Origin of the sequence: Mariniflexile sp. (assembly GCF_041583155.1) — a bacterium.
In the GTDB taxonomy this organism is placed as follows: domain Bacteria; phylum Bacteroidota; class Bacteroidia; order Flavobacteriales; family Flavobacteriaceae; genus Mariniflexile.
This window is the reverse complement of sequence record NZ_JBFHGK010000028.1, coordinates 1-23,707: the sequence shown is the minus strand read 5'-3', so window position 1 is coordinate 23,707 and position 23,707 is coordinate 1. Positions and strand designations below refer to the sequence as shown.

Sequence of the window (23,707 nt, the reverse complement as noted above, 5' to 3'; positions counted from 1 at the left end):
GAAACAAAAAAATAAGCTTATTTTTGTTTCTGAATACGAGTGCTTTTAGTTTGAGCATAAAATGAAACTATTATTTTATAATAATTGTAAATAAAATAGTATCAAAATTATCAATTTATGTAATTTCATGATTTTATTAATGAATCGTAAAATTTAAATATTTTTTTTTGAAAATTACTTTTTTAGGTACCGGCACATCACAAGGTATTCCAGTAATAGGGAGTACACACCCTGTTTGCTTAAGTAATGATCGCAAAGATAAACGCTTACGTGTTTCCGTTTTGGTGGAATGGGATGATTATACTTATGTTGTAGATTGTGGGCCAGATTTTAGATATCAAATATTGCGTGCAGGATGCACTAAAATAGACGGAGTTTTATTTACCCACGAGCATTCCGATCATATTATGGGTTTGGATGATATCCGACCTTTTTATTTTAGTCAGGGAGATATTCCCATATATGCTCATAAGCGTGTATTAAAATCTTTGAAAACAAAATTTGATTATATCTTTACAACGGAGAATAAATACCCAGGGGCGCCGTCGGTTATTTCTAATCGAGTTAAAAACAAACCGTTTAAGTTAAATAATTTAGAAGTTGTTCCAGTAAAAGGGAGACACAATAGACTTCAAGTTTTTGGATATAGGTTTGGAGATTTTGCTTATTTAACTGATATGAAAACCGTTAAAGAAAAGGAAATTAATAAAATTAAGAATGTTAAAGTTTTAGTGGTGAATGCTTTAAGAATGGAACCGCATCATTCACATTTTAATTTAGAAGAGGCTTTAATTTTTATTGAAAAAGTAAATCCAGGAAAAGCATATCTTACTCATATAAGTCATACTTTAGGTTTTCATGCTGAAGTAGAAAAACTCTTGCCAGAAAATGTATTTTTGGCCTATGATGAATTACAAATAACCATTTAAAGATTATATAATGAAGCAAAAAATTTTCATTTATTTATTCGTGTTTTCAATACTTCTGATATTGTTTCAGTACGTAAATTCTAAACGTGTTTTTGAAGATATGAACCGAAAATTGGATGGCTATAAAGCACAGCTGGAACGTAGTAAAGATTCAGTCTTGGTATTACAAAATGAAAATTTAGAATTGTCGCATTTTAATCTAGAGAGAAATGAAGATGCGATAACTTATTTTGAAAATAAAGGATATAATACTGATGAATTAATTTCTTTAATAAAGGATGAGCTTTATAAATTAAATGAAACTAAAGGAGAGCACCCAATAATTCCGTATGGTTCTGAGGAAGGCAGGCATATGATGATTAATACGGTTAAATTACTAAACCACAAATGGATAATTGCCGACTTTTCAGACGGTCAATTTTGGGGAGAGCTTTTCTTAACTTATGAGATTACTCAAGAACAACAACTAAAATTCAATTTAGTGGAGTCGTTTTTATATCCTTTTAATCAATAATAATTCGGTAAGCAACACCTTTTTGTTTTTTGGTTTCACCTACATACGAATACTCAAAAGTATAAGAAGAATCGGTTGTTGTTAGGATTTTTAAATGTATGTCCTTTCGTTCTGCCATATTTTTTGGATTAATGGTTTTAAACACCACTTCACAATCGTTTATCCAACGTAATTGAGATGAGTCTGTTTTTTTATTGTAAATCTCAATTTGTAGGCTTTCTGTGCGCTTAAATCTAGATTTGAATAATTCACCATCAATAACTACTTCACTGTAAAATTCACCAGTTTTATAATCGGTGCAATTTCTGCTTGTCTCATAGCAGCTAAATACGCTTAAAAAAAGCAAAAGATATAGAAACTTCATTCATTTAATATTTCTGTGTAAAAATAGGAAACTTAAAAGTTAATTCTCAAAGTTTTTAAAACTTCCGTCGGAATAAAAAATAACAATACGCTCTATGGTCTTATCTTTTTTTAATTCAGAAAGGATATTTTCGGTTTTAATAGGCGCAGGAGGTGCAGGAGGAGTTTCTGTTTTGCTAGGAGGTAGTTCCGAATTAAATAAATCTGGTTTTTTATTGGTAGGAAACTCACCCTTGCCATTTAATAGCCAATACAATTCTACTTCAGGGTAAGAGGATAAGATTTTTAAAATAAACTCTAAGCTAGGTTTGTTTCGTCCGGATAGAATATGAGAAATACTTGAACGCTGTACACCAATTTTTTCGGCGAAAGAGGACGCTGTTTCGCTGTAATAATCCATTACTTTTTGGAGTCTTATTGTAAATTCTTCTGTGTTTATCATTGTAAACGTTACAAATGTAATATGGTTACACAAATGTAACATAATTAAATTAATTTTAAAAATATATTTCTAAATTAAAGCTTAATACCTCACTTATAACTTTAAATAAAACACTTTAAACAACTGAAAATAAACACAATAAATAATTGTTTCAATTATGAGGTGTTAACTTTGTAAAACACCGTGATTTTGACTTATAACTGTGTTTAACATTGTAACAATCTAAAGCGTTTACATTGTTTACATTTGTGAATTATGAATTGTTTACATTTGTACACTAAATTATTATCATGGAAATAGAATCTATAAAGTTGTTATTTCAACAGAATAAAGAATTACAATTAAACCATCGTTATGTTACCAATAAACATATTGAACCTTTACTGGATAATTTATCTAAGGTTTTAAAAATTGAAACTATCGGGCATTCGGTTTTAAACAAACCAATTTATGGTTTAAGTATTGGCTCTGGAAGAAAACGAATTCTTTTATGGTCTCAAATGCATGGGAACGAATCTACAACTACAAAGGCTATTTTCGATTTGTTAAACACCTTAGTAAGTAACAATCCATCTTTAAACCACATTTTAGAGAACTGTACGTTGTATATAATACCTATTTTGAATCCTGATGGAGCAAATGCATATACACGAATTAATGCGAATCTAGTCGATTTAAACCGAGATGCACAGGATTTAACCCAACCTGAAAGTAAAGTGTTGAGAAAGGTTTTTAATGCCTTTAAACCGCATTATTGTTATAATTTGCATGGTCAGCGTACTATATTTGGTGCAGGAAAGAGCAACAAATCTGCAACAGTATCATTTTTATCACCAGCACAAGATGAGGCTTGTACAATAACCGCTAATCGAAAAATAGCGATGGAAATAATTGCAGTTATGAATGCTGCCTTACAAGAAGTTATTCCTAATCAAGTAGGTGTATATGATGATGCTTTTAATATAAATTGTGTGGGTGATACGTTTCAAAGTGAGAATATACCAACCATTTTATTTGAAGCGGGGCATTACGCCAACGATTATGCTAGAGAACAAACCAGAGAGTTAATTTATATCTCTTATTTGGCTTCTTTAAATTATATTTCACAAAATGAGATTACCGGAGCTAATTATAAACCGTATTTAGAGATTCCTGAAAATGAGAAATGTTTTTTCGATATCATTATAAAGAATACAAAAATAAAGGAAGGTGATAATGAATCTATCGTAGATATTGCCATTCAATATCAAGAAAAATTAATTGAAGGAAAGATTAATTTTATACCAAAAGTTGAGAAAATAGAAAATTTAAACGGCTATTTTGCACACAATCTAATTGATGCGAATAACTTAGAAGTCTTTAAAGAAGATAGGCAACTATTAAAAATTGATGACGAAATCGATTTAGTAATACTGAATAATAAAAATATATCATTATTACCGAAATAAACCGTCCTTTTATGTGTAATTATTAGCATAAATGTATTATTTTCGCAATATATTTAAGAATAATTAATTATGGGGAAAATTAAATTGGACGAAATTGATCATCAAATTCTTGACATGTTAATTGATAACACAAGAATTCCTTTTACAGATATTGCTAAGAAGTTATTAATTTCAGCAGGTACTGTTCATGTGCGTGTTAAAAAAATGGAAGAGCAAGGCATTATTAGAGGATCATCATTAATGTTAGATTATAAAAAACTTGGGTATTCATTCATCGCTTATGTAGGCGTTTATTTAAATAACACCTCTCAAACTAAGTTTGTGCTTGAGCGAATTAATGAAATTGCTTTCGTAACGGTTGCGCATATCACTACAGGTAAATTCAATATATTTTGTAAAATCAGAGCAAGAAGTACTGAACATGCCAAAGAAGTAATCTTTAAATTAGACGATATTGAAGGTGTTTACAGGACAGAAACAATGATTTCCTTAGAAGAAAGTATTAATGATAAAAAACGATTGATGCATTCTATATTTAATGAAATGTAATCAGAATATAAAACACAAAAAAAAGCTATTTCTTAATTGAAGTAGCTTTTTTTTTTGAGCCATGGTGTCGATAAAAGTCTTAATTTGTACTTTCAAAGATTATTTTTGATTTATTTTTATAAATCCATGATTTTTAAGATAATATTAAAGAAACCAACCTAAACTTTACTTCAATTTTATATGATATTTAATTCGCTCGAGTTTTTTATTTTTTTATTCGTAGTATATTTTCTTTATTGGTTCATTTTTAAAAAGAGTTTAAAGGCACAAAACATGCTTATTTTAGTCGCTAGTTATGTGTTTTACGGCTGGTGGGATTGGCGTTTTTTATCATTAATTTTATTAAGTACCCTTGTAGATTATTATGTTGCCCAAAATATAGGTAGGCAAGATGACAAACGCAAAAGAAAACAATGGCTTTGGGTTAGTGTTATTTTTAATATTGGACTTCTAGGTTTTTTTAAATACTATAATTTTTTTATTGACTCTTGGGTAGATATGTTTTCTATGTTTGGATATCATATTACAAGTACCTGGACCTTGAAAGTTATTTTGCCTGTGGGTATTTCATTTTACACCTTTCAAACCATGTCTTATTCGTTTGATGTGTATTATAAAAAACTAAAGCCGACTACCGATTTTTTATCTTTTGCAGCTTTTGTTAGTTTTTTTCCACAATTGGTGGCAGGACCCATTGAAAGGGCATCTCAATTATTACCACAAATTGAGAAGAAACGTGTTTTTAACTACGAGCAGAGCACCCAAGGAATTAAGTTAATTTTATGGGGTTCTTTTAAAAAGGTGGTAATTGCCGATTCTTTTGGTTTTATGGTTGATGATATTTTTCAAAATTATCAAAACTATCCAGCATCAACTTTAATTTTAGGTGCTTTGTTTTTTAGTTTTCAAATTTATGGAGATTTTAGTGGTTACTCCGATATTGCTATTGGTACAGCTAAACTCTTCGGTGTTGAACTAATGTCTAATTTTAAGTTTCCTTATTTTTCAAGAAATATTGGTGAATTTTGGAGACGTTGGCATATTTCCTTATCTTCTTGGTTTAAATCGTATTTATATATTCCATTGGGAGGCTCTCAGTTTGGTAATGTTAAAGCAATTAGAAATATTATTATTATTTTTCTTGTTAGCGGTTTGTGGCATGGCGCAAATTGGACATTCATTTTGTGGGGTGCCTTACATGCTTTAATGTTTATTCCTTTGTATTTATTAGGTGTAAACAGAACTCATAAATATAAAAATTTAGGTGTTTATAAGACTTTAAAAGGTTGGTTGCAAGAATGGTCTCAAATAATTTTAACATTCAGTATCGTAACGATTTTATGGATATTTTTCCGATCCGAAAGTATTCAAACGGCTTTCGATTATTTTTATGTTATTGGGGAGAATTTTAATTTCGAAGCTTATTTGCATCCCAAGGGATATCGCATGATTGATTATTATTTGTTGTTAATTATGTTTATTGTTTATGAATACTTAATTAGGAGAGATGAACGAAGTCCTATCCCGTTTAAATCAAAATATATTAGGTTTTTTACTTATACAATGCTCATTTTCGGAATGTTATTGTTTTATGAAAGTAACATTGATAGATCGTTTATTTATTTTCAATTTTAAAGATTATGAAAAAACTATTTATTAAAATTGGTGTTTATACGGTATTAATTCTAATATGTTTAGAGGTTTTTGTTAGGGTTTTTCATTTAACTAAAGATTATCCTGTTAGAATTATAGACGATCGTGGTGTTGAAAGGTGGATGCCTAATCAGGATGGTTTTTCTGTAACCGGAAATAGAAGGCAAAATTTTTCTGAATACAGTATAAATAACAATGGTTACAATTCCTATCATAACTATGAACCTTCTAAAAACAAGGTAGAAATAGCGTTAATAGGCGATTCATTTATAGAAGGATTTCATCAACACTATTACAATTCCATAGGTAAGAAAGTAGAAGACCAACTGGAAAATATTGAAGTTTATGAATTTGGTTATGCAGGTTATGATCTGGCAGATCAATTACATTTAATTTATCAGTATCAATCTTTTTTTGATTTGATTGATTATGCCGTTATAGGTTTAGATTTTGATACCGATTTAACAAGAAGTGAATATTATGTAATGCAAGATCGAATGATTTTAGAATCACCTAAATATCAGGCCATGCGCAAAATAAAACTTTTGGTTTATTTTCAAAATATTGGTGCTTTTGACGCTCCAAGAGAGTTGGTAAAAAGGCTATTTTCTCGAGAGGAATCAGCTACCAATACGCTAAATGAACATGATAAAAAAGTTCGTCAAAAAAAATTGCATGAAACTTATTTTAAGAATTTTAAAAGTTTAGTAAATGCTTATGGTTTCGATAAAACTAGGTTTGTATTTCTTTTAGATGCTGATAAAGCGCCAGAGTTTTTTTTAAGTTATTTAAAAGAAAATAATTATAATTATATTGATTTCTCCCAAGAATTAAAAAAATCCGATATTCCAACATCCTTAATTTACGATATGCATTGGAATAATCATGGAAGAGAAATTATTGCTAATTTAATTTCAAATTATTACAGAAAAAAACTGCCTTAATTTTTATAACAATGTATTTAAAAGTGTTATAAATTCCGTTTACAACTAGTTTATTTTATACATTTAAATGATAAATCATTTAAGTAAAATTTTAAAAATTAATGAATATATTAATTACATCGGCTGGTAGGCGCGTGTTTTTGGTACAAGCTTTTCAAAAGGAACTAACAGCTTTAATACCAGAAGCAAAAGTAATGACCACAGATTTTAATGTGAAATTATCTGCTGCATGCCAGATTTCCGATGGTTCATTTCAGCTGCCAAAAGTCTCTGCTAAAAATTATTTAAAAGAACTTTTAAAAATATGTGATACTAATAAAATCAAGCTTATTATACCAACCATTGATACTGAATTATTGTTTTTAGCCAAGAATAAAGATGTTTTTTTACAAAATGGTGTTTTGCCTATAATTTCGTCTTTCGATTTTATTAACAAATGTAGAAACAAACGTATGATGCATTCTTTTTTTAGAGAGCGCAATATTATGGTAGCTAAAGAATACACTAAAACGGATTATAAATTGCCTTTATTTATTAAACCCTTAGATGGAAGTAGGAGTGAGGATACCTTTATTATAGAAAAGCAGGAATCATTATTAGATTATCATTTTAGCAATACGAATTTAATGTTTTTGGAATATTTGGACAAGAATTTGTACGATGAGTATACCTGTGATTTGTATTATGATAAGTTACATAATTTAAAGTGTGTTGTCCCTAGAAAACGATTAGAAGTTCGTGATGGTGAAGTTAATAAAGGCATTACCAATAAAAATGTTTTAGTAAATTTTATCAAAACAAATTTATCATATGTAGCAGGGGCAATAGGGTGCTTAACTTCACAATTTTTCGTCGATAAAGATGAAAGTTCTATATATGGTATCGAAATAAATGCTCGGTTTGGAGGTGGGTTTCCTTTAACATATGCTGCTGGTGCAAATTATCCCAAGTGGGTAATTCAGGAATATATTTTTAACCAAAGCATTGAATATTTTGATGATTGGGAAGATCAATTATTGATGTTACGTTACGATAAAGAAATTTTTGTTCATGAACGCAAAGAGTAAATTAATAGTTATTTTTGATTTAGACGATACACTTTACAATGAAGTGGATTATTTAGAGTCTGCTTATCAAGAGATTGCCAATTTTCTCTCAATAAAAATAAACAAAGCACCCCACTTAATTTTTACACAGATGCTGAACTATTATAAGTTGCAGCTCAATGTTTTTGACGAAATTTTAAAATTAAATGGCATAGGAGAGATCTCTATCCAAGATTTGTTAAAGAAATACAGGTATCATATTCCAAACATCAAGTTAACAAGTAATACAGAAAGGACCTTATCTTGGGTGAAACATAAGGCTTATAAAGTCGGTTTAATAACAGATGGCCGGAGTATTCAACAACGTAATAAACTGAAAGCATTGGGACTAGAAGGTTATTTTGATGATATTATTATTTCTGAAGAATTTGGCACAGAAAAGCCTAATATTCAAAACTTTAAGTTTTTTAGTGATATTTATGGTAATTCATATGCTTATATGTACATTGGTGATAATACAAAGAAGGATTTTATTGCTCCAAATGAATTGGGATGGTATACTGTTTGTCTAAAAGATAACGGGAAAAATATTCACCAGCAGTCTTTTGATATCAATTCAGATATTCAACCAAAATATATAATAAAAGAATTAAGTGAATTGGAAAAAATAATATCTGATATTGAGTAAACTTTTTTCAAAGAAATAATTAACGCTCAAATACCGAATTCAACCAAAAGATGTTAATCCAAAATAAAGTAGGATTAATCCTTTTTATTAACCCTTATTTTGATAAGCATTTTATCGGATTTTAATCACTAATTATCAGAATTATGCAAATTTCGCTCCCAAAATAATTATATTTAATAGAATTTCCTCTAACTTTTTATCAAATGATTATACTTGGATTGAATTATTATTTTCACGACTCTACGGCGTGTATAATTAAAGATGGACAATTAATTGCAGCCATTGAAGAAGAGCGATTAAATAGAGATAAACATACCAGAAGTTTTCCATCCCTTGCTATTGATAGGTGTTTAAAAATAGCCGGGTTAGGATATAATGACATCAACCATATTGCTGTTTCCATTAAACCCACGCATAATTTAGGTAAAAAAGTAGTACACAGTTTAACTAACATAAAAACTATTAAACCCTTCATAAACCATGAATTGGTGCATGGTTATAATAAACAAAAAAGTTTTTGGAACTGGTTTGGTTATCACTGGGATAGTAAAGCAGCGGGACCGGAGGTGCATTTTATTCAGCATCATTTTTGTCACGCTCCGGGTAGTTTTTATGTGTCTCCTTATGAAGAAGCTGCTTTGCTTGGAATTGACGGGTCTGGAGAATGGGCAACGACCTGGCTGGGTTATGGTAAAGGTATAGAGGTAACTTGCCTAGGGCAAAGCTACTTTCCTCATTCATTAGGGTCTTTTTATGAAGCCGTAACGCAGTTTTGTGGTTTTAGAACTAGTTATGATGAAGGTAAAACCATGGGATTAGCACCAATGGGAGACCCTAATGTGTTTTTAAAGGAGGTGGATAAGATGGTGAAAGTAACGGCAGATGGACAGTTGTCCTTCGATCTGAGTTATTTCAATTATCAAAACATGAGTTGGAAACGTTGCTCTGAAAAGTTTTTTAAAATATTTGGTGAGCCTAGAAAAAATGGAGAACCGTTTCAAAAACATCATATGGATGTGGCTGCTGCTTTTCAACGAGTATTAGAAAATAAAGTTCTTGAAATTTGTGATATTCTGCATAAAAAAACCAATGCAGACTATTTAGTTATTTCAGGAGGTGTTTCATTAAATAGTGTGATGAACGGCAGAATCGTGCGAGAAAGTGCTTTTAAAGATGTATACGTAATGCCAGCGGCCGGAGATAATGGTACAGCCATTGGTGCTGCCTATTATTTATATAATGGGCTTTTAAAACAACCTAGGAATTTTGTTCATTTAAATCCCTATGTGGGTACAAGTTATACTAATGAAGAAATTGAGAAAATACTAAAAGGCGCTAAGTTAAAGTATACAAAACATAACGATATATGTGAAGTATCTGCAAAACTTTTAGAAGAAGGGAAAATTATAGGTTGGTTTCAAGGTGCTATGGAAATAGGACCACGTGCCTTAGGAAGTCGAAGCATCTTGGCAAACCCTGCATTTCCAGATATGAAAGACAAGATTAATGCAGAAGTTAAATTTAGGGAAGCCTATCGACCATTTGCTCCTTCTGCTATTGTGGAGGCGAAAAATGAATTTTTCGATTTAGAGGTTGAGGCTCCGTTTATGCTTAAAGTATGTCAGGTATTAGAAAACAAACAATCAGTTATTCCAGCAGTTACTCATGTGGACGGGAGCGCACGTTTACAAACGGTTACAAAAGAGTCTCACCCACGTTATTATGAATTGATTAAAAAATTAGGAGAACGAACCGGTGTCCCCGTAGTATTAAACACTAGTTTTAATATCCAAGGAGAACCTGTAGTTGAATCGCCACAAGATGCAATTCGTTGTTTCTTTTCTACAGGGTTAGATTATTTAGCCATTGGAGATTTTTTAATTGATAAGGATTAATGTTATAAATAATGCTCAGAAGTTAAATTTAAGCCAGTTAATTTAACACTTATTCATTATCTGTTCCCATAAAAGTTGGCATGTTTAAATTAGCATCACTATTAACGCCTTCCTTTATAATAACTTTTTTTATAGTTAGAAGTATAATTTTTAAATCTGTTAAAAAAGAAATATTTTCTACATACCAAATATCTAGTTCAAATTTCTGATTCCATGTTATTGCGTTTCGGCCATTTACTTGGGCCCATCCTGTTATTCCAGGTTTTACATTATGACGTTTTTTTTGTCTTTCATTATAAAGCGGTAAATACTGAATTAATAGCGGTCTTGGTCCAATAAGACTCATATCTCCTTTAACTACGTTTATTAATTGAGGTATTTCGTCTAATGAATATTTTCTAATAAAAGCACCCATAGAGGTTACACGTTGATCAAATGGTAATAGTTCTCCGTTTGCATCCTTACGGTCGTTCATCGTTTTAAATTTAATAATACGAAAAACCTTTTCGTTTTTACCAGGACGTGATTGAAAAAAGAAGGGTTTCCCCTTGTTTGAGAATAATAAAACGATACTTACTACAAGTAAAATGGGGAATAGTAAAATTAAGCCCACAAGAGCAAGTATAACATCTATTATTCTTTTAAAAAAGGTATCGTATAATTTCATACGTTTTTTTTTGAAATATGATTAATTTAGTAGTATGCGTTTATGGTTAGTGCTTCGTATTCATTTGGATCCATTCATTTATGGTGTTAGAAATGTATTCCATATCTGAAGCATTATATCGAAAATCAACGTGAATATTGAGTACATACTGCCAATCGGAAACAGGTTTGTTGTCTGGCCATAAAAAAGATGGATAAATATCGTTGCTAATTAAATGATTTTTAAGTGAGGCCCATAAACGTTCTTCTTTAAATAACACTAATAATCCAAAGGCGACATGTTGGTCTCTTTGTACTATTCGCATGAAATCAGGTCTGTTTAATTGTTTATAAACTATATTTAAATTCTCATGTTTATGGCTTAAAAAATCATAATTTAAAAAGGTGTCAAAGAGTTTTATATCCTGAGGTCGTAAGCTGATAATCTCATGATTAACATCTAAAAAATCTTCGGTCTCTTCAATAACTTTTAAGAAATCTTCCTTACTTACATTCGTAGAACCATTTTTATAACTGTTTTTATGCTTCATCGCATCATGCAACCTATCAAAAACTTCATAAAAGTGGATGTCTTGTTTAAAATCATGTTTGCTATTATTGAACTTAGAATTTGGTTTCCAACTAATACCGCCTAAAGGGATTGGCAAGGTTTTTCTAAGAGAGGTAAAACAATAATCTGCATTGCTATGTAGGCAGTTTCTTGTTAACCAACCATGGGAATGATCTTCAATAATAATGGGTAAATCAGATTTTTTAATAACCGTGTCACTGAGACCCCAATAATTGTTAATTAAAACAACGTCATTTTTAGAAGCAAACTCATATAAGTCCAATACTTTATCAAATTCGAATGGATTTATATCATAAAAATGTAAGTTATTGTATACTTTTTTTATCCAACGTGTAACATGTTGGCAATAATAACTAGGCATCCAAATTTTTTCAATTGCATGTGTTTCTGAGATTGTGTCTAAAATAAATTTAAAAGCCTGTCTTCCAGTATAAAATAATTCATACTCCATGTCCAGTTTTATGGGCTTCCAAGTGTAAGAGCTGGTCTCAATGTCATGAAACAAGGATCCAATGCCTTCTCTTTTTTTTGTGTAATTATTTGTGGTCATAAATTTACTCGTATCCTGATGTGTGCAATTATACCTTAAATAGAATATTTCTCCGTTAATTTATATATCATGCTTCGTTGAATTGGAGAAAACCAATTTATAATTAAGTTTTAAATTTAAGGCTATAAACATTAAGTTATCCAGGGGTTTTATCTTTTAATTTGTTGTTATACAGAGGAAAATAAATTTTTGGGTCTATAAGTATATTCTCCAATTCTTTATAATCCAAATTGAAATCTTTACATAATAAATAATACATTTGGTGATTTACTATTTTTCTACCAGTATAAAACATGATATCCTCGTCTTTTGGGAAAAATGTTTTTTTGTACTGATATAAAGTATCGTTTTCTGTTCTACCACCTCCTAAAGAGTAATATTTTAAATTATTTTTCAATCCCCATTTTATCATTTCTATTTTTAAGAAATCATTGGGACGTAAGTTAAAATACTCGGAAAGTGTCCCCCCAAGATACGAGTACATGGTACCATCGTTAATTATAAGTAATTCGGTTGAAATTGCCGTTTTACCCTGATAAATTAATATTAAAGCAATTTTGTTTTTATGATTCCATACAAGGTTTTCAAAATAATTATAGGAAAGGAAATAGTTTTGAGATGCTTCATTTCTAAACATTGTTTTTATATAAATATCATAAAAAATCTCTAAGATTTCTGCTGTTATTACTTCGAAAGATATTTCTGAACGCAATTTATTTGAGATAGCTTTTCGATAGTTATTTCTAACTTTAGGTTTAAAATTAAACCATAACTCATTAAAATCAGTTAATTTACCATGTACGTTACTTAATGTTGGAATTAATTTACCAGAATATCCCGAATGATTATTATTTAAGTGAAAACGAATAAATTCCGTAACTACATTATTAGATTTATACCAATTATCTACATATTCCCAAAAATATTTTATGTCGGTATTTGTTGTTCTTTTATTAATCAATGGGCCACTAAAGCCATAAGGTGTTGATACATCAAAATATTTAGTTCTAGAATCAACCAAAGGAGAATTAATCTCATTTAAAAAAAACGGTAATAATATATATGGGTCATCATTTTTTTTAAATAAAAAATAATTTAATTTTTTAGATAGAGAATGATTACAGTATTCTATTGAATAGAACATATTGAATTCTCTAAACTCTTGAATTAAGCTGTTATAATTTTCAATATCATTTTCTGTAGATATACTTACATAATTTAGGCTGTATTCAGGCACTAATTCATTTGTTTCTATTAGTCCTAAATAGCTATCGGATTCAGTTCTTGATCTTATACTTTTTGCAGGGGATCCGTATACAATTTCATTATCCCCAAAGGATTTTAGTACTAAAGCTCCAGCACCAACTACCGTATTATTTCCAATTTTTACATTTTCAATGATTTTGGCTCCTAGCGATATGGCAGAACACTTATTTACTTCTACATTACCTCCGATAGTTACTCCTGGAGCAATACTAGAAAAATCACCTAAATACATATCGTGATCGATGGAGCATTTTGTGTTTAAAATACAATGTTTGCCAATTATTGTATCACTATTAATGATAGTTCCTGCCATCACTACAGTACCATCTCCGATAGTTACATTTTTTCCAATTACAGCATTAGGATGAATTGCTGAAACAAAATGTATATTCGCATGTAATTCAGATATTTTTTTATAAAGTTTCTTTCTTGTGAAATTATCTCCAATCGCTATAATACAACCATAAATATCTTCGGTGTTAGAAATTTCGGGAATGGTTTCTTCAGTTCCCAAAATGGTATAATCATATATTTTCCCACCTTTCTGTTTATAGGAATCTATTAAACCAAAAATTTGATACTCACCTTGTTTTTCAACAATATCGATAACAACTTTGGCATGACCAGAAGCCCCTATGATTAATATTTTTTTCATGCATTTATACTTTTACTATAAAACATTTTATATAAAAGGAGATTTTATTAATACAACTCAATTTACAAAAACAATCACTTTTTATACTCTTTTTGGAAACATATTTAAACAAACTTTTTCATTTAAATGTGGTGATAATCTGAATTTATAAAAACAATTTAGTGAGGTTTTATTAATTAATATATTATAATTGATTAAAGGAAGATTTTTTTGACAAAATACTTGTGTTATTTTTAATTAACCATTCTTTAGGAATAATAATAATCAATAAACTTTGAAGATAATTTTAAAGATAAGGATCTCCTTCCTTGCGCATCTTTACCTTGTTTGCGGGAATCCCATACACTACAGTATTATCAGGAACATTCTTCGTCACAACGGCGCCAGAACCTATTAAGGCATGTTTACCTATAGTACAATTCCCTAATACATTGGATCCTAACGCAATGATTGCTCCGTATTGAATGATCACGTTACCTCCAATAGTTGCTCCGGGTGCTATGCTTACAAAATCATCTAGGGTACAATCATGTCCAATAGAAGCCTTCGTATTGATAATTACATGTTTTTTAATTATGGTAGAGGTGTTTATTATAGCACCAGCAACCACAACAGTTCCTTCTCCTATAACAACGTTTTTACCAATGGCAGCTAACGGATGTATGGCTGAAATATAGATAAAATCTGGAGATAATGTTGCTATTTTATTAGCCATAGATATCCGTATACCGTTATCGCCTATAGCAATAATACCACCTTCTATTTGTTTTTTATCTAGCAATTCCGGAATCATAGTTTCAGATCCAATTACTTCGTAATCAAATACTTTGAATCCTTTTGGTTTGTAAGAATCTAATAAACCTACTATGGTATACAGGTTTTGTCTTTCTATGATATCAATAATCACTTTGGCGTGGCCAGAAGCGCCTATAACCACAACTTTTGGTTTTTCTAAGGTGTTTCTCATGTTAATAATATTTGGAGGCTGATTAGGGTTATTAATTTTTTTAGAATTTTGTACTCTATAATTTTATGTTACCCACTATTTTTTTGGAAATATAGTAATAAAAGATGTTTTTTATATATGATGTCTAATATTTTTAAGACATTTCATTTACCATTACGCGTCGTTTTCCAGACGCCATTAGTGGAATTTCACTTACATATTCAATTTCTATAATGGCATCGGATCCCAAATGGGGTCTAAAATCTGCAATAAATTGTTTTTCTCTTTTAAATTCTGACTTTATATTTATTTTGAAAAGGTATGTTTTTGCAGATTTTTGAATAAGTTGGCACTGGTTTAATTCATGGTAATTGTTCACTAACATCATGATGTTATTTAATATGATATCTCCTTTGGTATCTGTTATCGTATCTATGTTTCTGCCTAAAACTTGTGTCAACACAATTTTATCTTCAATCACATCCATAATACCAATGTCACCCGTGTCATATCGAATCATGGGTACGGCATAATTAAATAAGTCTGTTATAACAATGCGTCCGGGATTTCCATTTTTAATAGGTGTATCTGTATTTAAATCTAATATTTCCACAAAATAGCTTGCTGTGTTAACCAAAAAATATTCGGTACCTGGCAATTGTTGTGCAATAATTCCATTTTCTACATTGGAATATCTAGAAACCATATCCACTTGAAAATATTTTTTCATTGCCTCTTTAGTGTAGGTGTTCAAACTTTCAGAAATGGCAATCACCGATTGTAAGTTTGTTTGTATAGGTTTGGACTTGGTTTTATCTAAATATTTACATAATTGTTCAAAGGTAGAGGCGTAGCCAATGAAGCTTTTTTGGTGTTTCTTGGTTGAAAGAAGGGCTACAAATTTATTGAAAAAAGCATCGTTTAAATCGAATACATCTAAAGTTTTAATATTTCTTAGCCATTTGTTTAAAAAGCTTTTTTTGTCGTAGGCATCCCACATTCTAAAATAATACAATTTGTTACCAACAGAATAACCTGCTAGTTTAGAGAAATAGAGATTATCAGCATTATTTCTTCTTACCTTTTCCTTATTTTGAAATGTTTTAAACGGTAATCCTGTAGAGCCACTAGTTCTAACAAGTTTAAGTTTGTTGCCTTTAAATTTACTAGATTCAAATAAGTGAAAATTGCTTTTAATAGTGTTTTTATTTGTTACAGGAAAATCAGTTATGTTAGTTCCTCTAGACAAATTTTTATAATAACCTGTTGTGTTGGAGGCATGTTTTAAAAGCTGTATTAAGTAGTTATTTTTTTTAGCAATGATATCATTCCGTAAACTATTTTCAATAATGGTTTTAACATCTAGAACGTCCAATCTTTTTTGTTTACTAATAAACCTTTCTATTATATTAAATGCTCTGAGGCGAATATTGCTCATGGTTTATTAATTTATTTCTTGTAAGATTTCTTTAATGATTGGGTGGTTGCAATAACCTCCATAAGCCACATCCGATACATGCAGGCTAGGGTTGTGGTTGGCTTCAATAATTACGGGGCCTGTTTTTGTAATTGCTACATCCCAGCCTACAATTCTGTTAGGAAATATTAGGTTGGCTTCTTGTACCAAAAGGCAAGCTTCTTTAAAAAAGGGGACTTTAAAACCTTCAAGTACTTCATTGGAAGCGGGGTGTTTTGTAAACACTTTACCTCCCATATTCACATCTTGTCTGCCAACACCAGAAAGTTTTCCTGTCATAGTATCCACACCTATATAAAAACCACCCGTATGGGTGTTATCGGTGATGCTTTTACCTATACCAAACCTCATGAATACCGAAACCACGTGTACTTTGTTATTATAATCTATGTAGGTAACAATGCGCAAAGTATTTACGCAATTGGAATGGATATGATTTATTTCGGGGTGCTGAATAATATAAGCTTCGTGTAAATAGCTTTGGTTAAGCAATAGTTGCTGTTTTTCAATAAGTTGTTCTTTTAAATTGTCTTTGTGTAATAAAAAGCAGCCTTGGCCACCAATACCGTCTATGGGTTTCAAAAACAATGATTCGATATTGTTATCTTGGTATATTTTTAGAAAAAATTTAACCAATTCATTGGTGTTTTCAACTGAAACAAAAGAATTATTGTAGTAAAATTGACTTTTAATATTATAGCAATATAATTTAGGTGTGTTTATTTGATGCTTTTCACAAAGTAAATGAAAAGAGAGCTTGTTATGTAACAATGCGGATACTTCAGGAAAAACCAGCTTTTTTGATAGTAAAATGCTGTAATACTGTTTATAAGATAAATAATTTGTAATATTTTTAATATCGGTACGATATAAATATTTTCGAAAGTAATCGGTAGGGATTACTCTTTTCACCCAGCTATATTGAATAATTTCTTTAAAAATAGTTAAAGGCCTTTTTTTATCGGGGTCTTTAATGAATACGTTTAAATACTTTATTCTTTGAAGCATTAGGCGTTTTAAAATCTATTAGTTATTTTAGGTTGTTATATTCTGCTAATAGGGCATTCCATACAACCTGCCTTTCGAAATTTTCTTTGATAAAAACGCGAGATTTTATCCCCATGTTTTTGGCAAATGCTTTATTATTTAAAATGAATTCCATGGCATTATATAAAGCTAATTCATTCTTAACAGGTATTATAATGCCAGTTTCTTCATGCTTTATAATTTCATTACAACCATTAATATCGGTTACAATGCATGGTAATTCCATTGCTGCAGCCTGCATAACTACATTTGGAAAACCTTCTCTGTAACTTGGAAATGCTAGGGCATTGGCTATGGCATAATAGGGTAGTACATCATCTATCCATCCAGTGGATATAATAAAGTTGTTAGTCTTAATAATGGCTAGTACTTCTTCATTCAAAGGGTCTAATTCACTTTCATAGGTGCCCACTAAAAGCAATTTAATATTTTCATATTTTTCACATAATCTATTAAACGCCAGAATTAATTCATTTACGCCTTTATCTCCAACAAGACGTCCCATAAATACAAACACAAAATCTGTTTCAGCAATGTTTAGCTGTTTTTTAAGGTTATTTTTAGTTGTTAAATCGATATTTAAATGTGGGTCGAAATAACTGGTATCAATACCATTGGAACTTCCTTTAGCAATAACCTTGAGTTTTTCTTTAAAAGTAAAGTTTTGCTCCAGAATAATCGCTTTCAATCCGTAAGAATTTGGGTATATTTTGGTGGCACAAGCGTAAGTGAATTTTTCAACGGTATTTAATAGCCACCGCTTAGCTCCTGTGGCTTCTAGCAATGGTAATCCAGCAATAGTGTGTAAACGATGTGGCACTCCAGCTAATTTAGCAGCGAACATGGAAAGTGTACCCGCTTTTGGTGTATGTGAGTGTACAATATGTGGTTTTTCTTTCTTAAATAGTTTGTATAATTTCCAAACGGCTACTAAGTCTTTAAAAGGTGTTATTTTTCGAGTCATTTCAACAGCAAAGGTTGGAATACCTTCCAGTCGGGTGACTTGTGCCAATTCATTGGATTTGCCTTTTGAAGACACACCTAAAACGTGAAAATATTGCGACATAAATCGCAGTTGTCCTTGTAATAAACCACTTAATGATAGCGGAACGGTGGTAATTCTAATTATTTTATTTTTATTTTGAATTGTAGGCATTACAAGATGTTTTGAAAACAAATATATGAAAGTATTTAATTAGAAGGTAGATAATAGATATTAGAAGGTAGACTGTTAGATTTTTAAAGTGGGGGTATGGATGCTGGATGTAGTTTCAACAAAAACAGCTTAGGTTGTAAGACTAAGCTGTTTTATAGCTTTAAGTAGGTTGATTTTAATTGATATTCGTATTTGTATAATCTGTTTGTTTAACTGCATTTTTTACAGGTTTGTTATATAAAATTCTGATAAATTTTGTCCGTTTTTTCTATTTTTTTAACTACCACTATTTACTTTGTTTTTAAAATCCTTCATATAGAAAGTGGCGGCTATTGCCTAAACGATGCCGTTATTTTATAATTGCAAAAAATTATGAATGAGTAAAAATTTATTTTCCAGCATTATTTTAAGATTTTAGTACCATTTGGGTGTATTTATTAAGTTATTGTCACTTATTCACAGCTAGTTACGGATTATGTCATTATTTGTATACATTTGCATTTTTAAAAAATAAAGTATAAAAAGTCCAAGTAGCCTATAACGACGTATATGCTTTAAACAAAAACAGATTATCGATAAAAAATGTATTTTAACTAATTGATTTCATAATAAAATTACACTTAATCGAAAATACACGTCATTTTGTCGATATTATTAAAAATTAACTTAATTTTGAAAAATAAAATTTTCACGTACTTAAATCTTATACCTATGAAATTGATTATGAAGCCCATGTTTTTAGTATTAATCCTATTACTATCATGTAATAACGAAGAGTTGTTTGTTGAACCGGTATTAGATGTTAGAGAAGAACCTATACCAGATGATACTGATACAGAAACTATTACGCCTACAACCACCCCATGTGATTTTAATTTAGATAATGTTACTGCTAATTCAACGATCGTTATTAATTGTGTTATGGATTTAGGAGGACAAACCATTACTTTACCAGCTGGTGTGACTATTGTTTATGATGGTGGGGATATTATTAATGGAACCATTAATTTTGGAACTAACAATGTGGTTTCTGGGGAACTTTTAAATTCTACTTTAACCATAGCAGGGTCTAAACCACAGATGAAAGATACTACTTTTGATTTTGACCCTAAACGTTGGGGGATTGTGGAGGGTGAAGTTACGGACGATGTAGCTTTAAATAATACTATTATTTTGGAAAAACTATTTTTTGATATTAAAACGATTGGGGTTTTTACTTTTAAGATAGACAAACTTGATGCCTATTTCAAAGTTGATGGACCAATAAACAAAGGAGTTCCGTCTGTAAGAGCTATTAATATTCCATCTGATTTCAATTTAGTTATGACAGATAATTCTCATTTAAGAATGCAGCCAAATGGACATTTTAGAGCAAATTTATTGTGTATTTTAGAACAGAAAAATATAAAAATAACAGGTGGTTATTTGCATGGAGAGCGTGAGCAACATAATTATAATTCTGGTTATGTTGATTCAGATGGATCTACAGGACCAACAAACGAATGGCTAAATACAATGGAAATTCGCAGTGGACAGAATATAATTATTGACGGTGTTACTTTCATGGATGCAGCAGGAGACGGTTTATTAATATCTGGAAGTACACATTATACTGCTCCAAATCATATGAGATCACAGAATATTCAAATAATAAATTGCAAATTTATCCGAGCACGTAGAACTAACTTAGTTTTAACGAGTTGTACAGATGTCACAATAGCGAACAATGATTTTATTGATGGCGGTATTGATATGCCTAATTCTGAAGGGGCTGCTCCTTCTGCTGATTTTAATACTGAGCCTGTTAGGACTAGAGATAGTAGTGGGAATTTAATAGAATGGGAACGTGTAGACAATATTATTTTTAGAAATAATAATCAGCAAATAACGGATAAGGTTGCTAATCCTAAAGCTGGTGGTTTTTTATTTTCACATGGCAATGGTCCAATGATTTTTGAAGAGAATAATATTGATTCTGCGGTGTCATTTACCACTATTGACGGTCTAATTATTAGAAATAATAATATTGGATCCATAACTGCTGGAACGGCTGATAATACTTATAGAACTAATTTTGTATATGGCAATGAAATATACGGTAACACTATTAAAAATGGTGTCATTATGGCCGGTAATGGAGTGACATTAAGAAATAATATTATTGGTGGAACTAATGGTATTTATTTGGGACCTGGAACATCTGATAACACTATGGGCTTGTCTAATGCAATTATTAAAAATAATACTTTAAAGTGTAGCAAGTATGGTATTGTTTCAGTTAACGCTATAACTAATACACTAATAGAGGGCAATACCATTGAAATACTGGCTGGAGGTGATGCGGCGTTGTCTTTGTTTAACACCGCTGGAATAAATAATGAAAATGCAAATTTTATATTAAAAAATAATGTCGTTACCGGCTCTAAAGCTACCGTGACTGGAGCTCATGCTACACAGATAAATGCTAATTCTATTTCCCTTATTGATAATGTTTTTGGTAATGTAATAATTAATGGTGGTAAAAATATTAACTTCACAGGAAATAAAATAGAAGCACCGTACGCCGAAGAAGGACTATTAATTAACAAGGATTGTCCTAATTCTACTTTTACTAATAATGAAATTACGTATTATACATCTAAAGCAGCTTGGGTTTCGTGTGTTAAAATTAAAGATGGATTACAACTTACCAATTCGGTTATAATAAATAATAATATTTGTATAGAAAAGTAAATAGATATTTTTTAATCATATTATATACTAAAAAAAGACCGTTAATTAATTGCGGTCTTTTTTATTCAATTTTATTAGAATAAAGGTTAGAATACAATTGACGATTTTAATTTATCTATGAATGAGAATTATTTATATTTTAAAAGCAGTAATTATGTTTTTGTATTAAATAAAAAAATAAAATCCTTTATTTTAAAAAAAGGACTTTAAGATTTAAATATAAAAAGAATAGGTTTACCTATGTTTTTGACTAATTATTAATTTGTATTGGGTTTAATCGCGTTGTTATTAAACCATTTCTGGAAACAATAAAATGTCCATACCATAAATGTATGGTCTTTACCATTTAAATGATCGTGAACTAATTTTTTTATGTTTTGTTTTTGAAATATGTTTTGTGAATCTAAAAATTTGTCTTCAATATAAAACTCTAAATCTTTACGTAGGGAATTGCGCAACCAATCGCCAATAGGAACTCCAAATCCAGCTTTCGATTTATTTAAAAAATTATTTGGAAACTCATCTTTAAATGCTTCTTTTAGGATATGTTTTTTATGCCATCCGTTTATTAGATAAGAATCCGGTAAGGTGTTTGTATAGTCCCATAGCTTTTTATTTAGAAATGGCGCTCTACATTCAAGAGAATTTAACATACTTGTTCTATCCACTTTAACCAACATGTCACCTTCAAGACTCATGTTTTTATCTATTGTTCTATAGTCCTTAAGATTTTTTGGAGAAGTTATACCGGTTATCTTTTTATAATATTCAAAAGGTAATTGTTCTAAAAACTCCGGCATTAAATAATCCGATAATGTATTTGCAGCATAACCTAAAGAGATAATATCCCAGTAGTAATCATTTGAGTAATCAACAGCGTTTAGTAGCCTATTAATTTTATAGCGTTTACCTCTATTATCTTTTTTAGTTTTCAACAATACGTTCGAGAAATTTAAAATACTATTATGAATATTTTTAGGTATGAACTTTGTGTAAGTTCGATTAATTTTACCCATATAGTATTTGTTATAACCTCCAAAAACCTCATCGCCACCGTCTCCTGTTAAGGCTACTTTAACATGTTTACTTGTTTTATTAGTAACCAAATAACTTGGCAATGATGAGGAGTCGGCAAAGGGTTCATCAAAATTTAATAAAATAGTATTGACATTATTTTCTAAATCTTTTTCATTTAAAATAAATTCATGGTGGTCGCTATTAATTAATTTAGCCACAGTTTGAGATTTATCTGTTTCATCAAAGGATTTTTTATCAAAGCCTATTGAAAATGTATTTATTTTTTTTGAGGTTATTTGAGACAAACACAACGATACAATAGAAGAGTCAACACCGCCAGACAAAAAAGTTCCTATAGGTACATCAGAAACCGAGCGACTTTCAACACTTTCTCTAACTAATTTTTTTACTTCAGATTTAGCTTCTTGAAAACTCATATTATTAATAACTGTATCTGTTTGCTCATCAATTGGTTTACAATAAGTTTCATTTGATAAAAGGTCGTAGGTTAAATAATGATTTGGTAGTAGTTTATTAATCCCTTCATAAATTGTAAAAGGTGCTGGAATATAAGTTAGTTTAAAAAATAAATTCAGTCCTTTTTTATTAATACCTGGCACAGACTTGCAAAGTTTAGTTATCGATTTTAATTCAGATCCCCATATAAATTTATCATTATTCTTAGTGTAATATAAGGGCTTTTCTCCAAAAAAATCCCTAGCTATGAATACTTTGTTTTTAGTTTTATCATGAATACTAAAAGCATACATACCATCCAATTTTTTAAAAGAATTTTCTCCGTAATAGGCATACATTCTTAATATAACTTCGGTATCACTTTGTGTTACAAAGCGTATACCAAGCACCTCTAAGTCAGACCTTAATTGTTTGTAGTTATATATTTCGCCATTAAACACAATAACTATCTGTTTATCGTCTGAATACATTGGTTGATTGCCTGAGCTAAGATCTATTATTGATAATCTTCGTATTCCCATTGCTACAGAAAAATTCTTTTCAGAAAATGAATAAACCCCATCATCATCTGGTCCTCGATGAATAATCAAATCATTCATTAGCGTTATATCTTTTTTTAATTGATTTTCACTAAGGGGTTTCGTTGATATAAATCCATTTATTCCGCACATTGTC

20 protein-coding genes are annotated in these 23,707 nt (G+C 30.2%); 10 read left to right on the top strand and 10 right to left on the bottom strand.

What is annotated here, in order from left to right; translation table 11 throughout:
• The first annotated feature begins 167 nt into the window (after positions 1–167).
• Entirely contained in the window at positions 168–929 is a 762-nt protein-coding gene (locus ABYI63_RS11165) for an MBL fold metallo-hydrolase (RefSeq protein ID WP_372756431.1), read from the top strand.
• A 10-nt stretch (positions 930–939) separates the two neighbouring features.
• On the top strand, positions 940–1,443 hold the full coding sequence (locus tag ABYI63_RS11160) for a hydrolase (protein WP_372756430.1): 504 nt from the start codon (positions 940–942) through the stop codon (positions 1,441–1,443).
• Here the strand turns inward: ABYI63_RS11160 and ABYI63_RS11155 are convergent.
• Positions 1,433–1,807 (bottom strand): DNA topoisomerase IV, encoded by a 375-nt coding sequence (locus ABYI63_RS11155; protein WP_372756429.1) that lies wholly within the window; start codon positions 1,805–1,807, stop codon positions 1,433–1,435. The genes ABYI63_RS11160 and ABYI63_RS11155 overlap by 11 nt on opposite strands.
• A gap of 39 nt (positions 1,808–1,846) precedes the next feature.
• Positions 1,847–2,248 (bottom strand): helix-turn-helix domain-containing protein, encoded by a 402-nt coding sequence (locus ABYI63_RS11150; RefSeq protein ID WP_372756428.1) that lies wholly within the window; start codon positions 2,246–2,248, stop codon positions 1,847–1,849.
• A 290-nt stretch (positions 2,249–2,538) separates the two neighbouring features.
• Here ABYI63_RS11150 and ABYI63_RS11145 point away from each other — a divergent pair, with 290 nt between their 5' ends.
• The 7 genes from ABYI63_RS11145 (at position 2,539) to ABYI63_RS11115 (ending at position 10,471) form a co-directional block, all read left to right on the top strand.
• Positions 2,539–3,696, top strand: coding sequence for a M14 metallopeptidase family protein (locus tag ABYI63_RS11145; protein ID WP_372756427.1), 1,158 nt, complete (start codon positions 2,539–2,541; stop codon positions 3,694–3,696).
• Between the two features lie 69 nt (positions 3,697–3,765).
• The gene (locus ABYI63_RS11140) at positions 3,766–4,245 is read left to right on the top strand and encodes an Lrp/AsnC family transcriptional regulator (protein ID WP_372756426.1); all 480 of its coding nucleotides are present in this window, start codon (positions 3,766–3,768) and stop codon (positions 4,243–4,245) included.
• Between the two features lie 273 nt (positions 4,246–4,518).
• Entirely contained in the window at positions 4,519–5,880 is a 1,362-nt protein-coding gene (locus ABYI63_RS11135; RefSeq protein ID WP_372756425.1) for an MBOAT family protein, read from the top strand.
• 5 nt (positions 5,881–5,885) lie between these two features.
• Entirely contained in the window at positions 5,886–6,842 is a 957-nt protein-coding gene (locus ABYI63_RS11130) for a hypothetical protein (protein ID WP_372756424.1), read from the top strand.
• A 101-nt stretch (positions 6,843–6,943) separates the two neighbouring features.
• Entirely contained in the window at positions 6,944–7,909 is a 966-nt protein-coding gene (locus ABYI63_RS11125; protein ID WP_372756423.1) for an ATP-grasp domain-containing protein, read from the top strand.
• Positions 7,893–8,576, top strand: a complete 684-nt coding sequence (locus ABYI63_RS11120; RefSeq protein WP_372756422.1) for an HAD family hydrolase — start codon at positions 7,893–7,895, stop codon at positions 8,574–8,576. The genes ABYI63_RS11125 and ABYI63_RS11120 overlap by 17 nt, the downstream gene beginning before the upstream one ends.
• Positions 8,577–8,779: 203 nt before the next feature.
• Positions 8,780–10,471, top strand: coding sequence for a carbamoyltransferase (locus tag ABYI63_RS11115; protein ID WP_372756421.1), 1,692 nt, complete (start codon positions 8,780–8,782; stop codon positions 10,469–10,471).
• 49 nt (positions 10,472–10,520) lie between these two features.
• Here the strand turns inward: ABYI63_RS11115 and ABYI63_RS11110 are convergent, their stop codons facing one another.
• The 7 genes from ABYI63_RS11110 to ABYI63_RS11080 all read right to left on the bottom strand — a co-directional run bounded on the left by ABYI63_RS11110 (position 10,521) and on the right by ABYI63_RS11080 (position 18,805).
• The gene (locus ABYI63_RS11110; protein ID WP_372756420.1) at positions 10,521–11,138 is read right to left on the bottom strand and encodes a sugar transferase; all 618 of its coding nucleotides are present in this window, start codon (positions 11,136–11,138) and stop codon (positions 10,521–10,523) included.
• A 46-nt stretch (positions 11,139–11,184) separates the two neighbouring features.
• A complete protein-coding gene (locus ABYI63_RS11105; RefSeq protein WP_372756419.1) occupies positions 11,185–12,258 on the bottom strand; it encodes a hypothetical protein in 1,074 nt (357 codons plus the stop codon).
• Positions 12,259–12,394: 136 nt separating this feature from the next.
• The gene (locus ABYI63_RS11100; RefSeq protein ID WP_372756418.1) at positions 12,395–14,179 is read right to left on the bottom strand and encodes a NeuD/PglB/VioB family sugar acetyltransferase; all 1,785 of its coding nucleotides are present in this window, start codon (positions 14,177–14,179) and stop codon (positions 12,395–12,397) included.
• 286 nt (positions 14,180–14,465) lie between these two features.
• Complete coding sequence (locus ABYI63_RS11095; RefSeq protein ID WP_372756417.1) at positions 14,466–15,146, bottom strand: acetyltransferase; 681 nt, start codon at positions 15,144–15,146, stop codon at positions 14,466–14,468.
• 133 nt (positions 15,147–15,279) lie between these two features.
• On the bottom strand, positions 15,280–16,563 hold the full coding sequence (locus ABYI63_RS11090) for a CoF synthetase (RefSeq protein ID WP_372756416.1): 1,284 nt from the start codon (positions 16,561–16,563) through the stop codon (positions 15,280–15,282).
• 6 nt (positions 16,564–16,569) lie between these two features.
• Complete coding sequence (locus ABYI63_RS11085) at positions 16,570–17,610, bottom strand: sugar-transfer associated ATP-grasp domain-containing protein (RefSeq protein ID WP_372756415.1); 1,041 nt, start codon at positions 17,608–17,610, stop codon at positions 16,570–16,572.
• 22 nt (positions 17,611–17,632) lie between these two features.
• Positions 17,633–18,805 carry a glycosyltransferase family 4 protein gene (locus ABYI63_RS11080; RefSeq protein ID WP_372756414.1) on the bottom strand — a complete coding sequence of 391 codons (1,173 nt, stop codon included), beginning with the start codon at positions 18,803–18,805 and terminating at the stop codon, positions 17,633–17,635.
• 711 nt (positions 18,806–19,516) lie between these two features.
• On the opposite strand from ABYI63_RS11080, the gene ABYI63_RS11075 reads away from it, so the two are divergent.
• The gene (locus ABYI63_RS11075; RefSeq protein WP_372756413.1) at positions 19,517–21,538 is read left to right on the top strand and encodes a hypothetical protein; all 2,022 of its coding nucleotides are present in this window, start codon (positions 19,517–19,519) and stop codon (positions 21,536–21,538) included.
• 257 nt (positions 21,539–21,795) lie between these two features.
• On the opposite strand, the gene asnB is transcribed toward ABYI63_RS11075, so the two are convergent.
• A partial coding sequence (gene asnB, locus ABYI63_RS11070) for an asparagine synthase (glutamine-hydrolyzing) (protein WP_372756412.1) occupies positions 21,796–23,707 on the bottom strand: 1,912 nt, incomplete at its 5' end.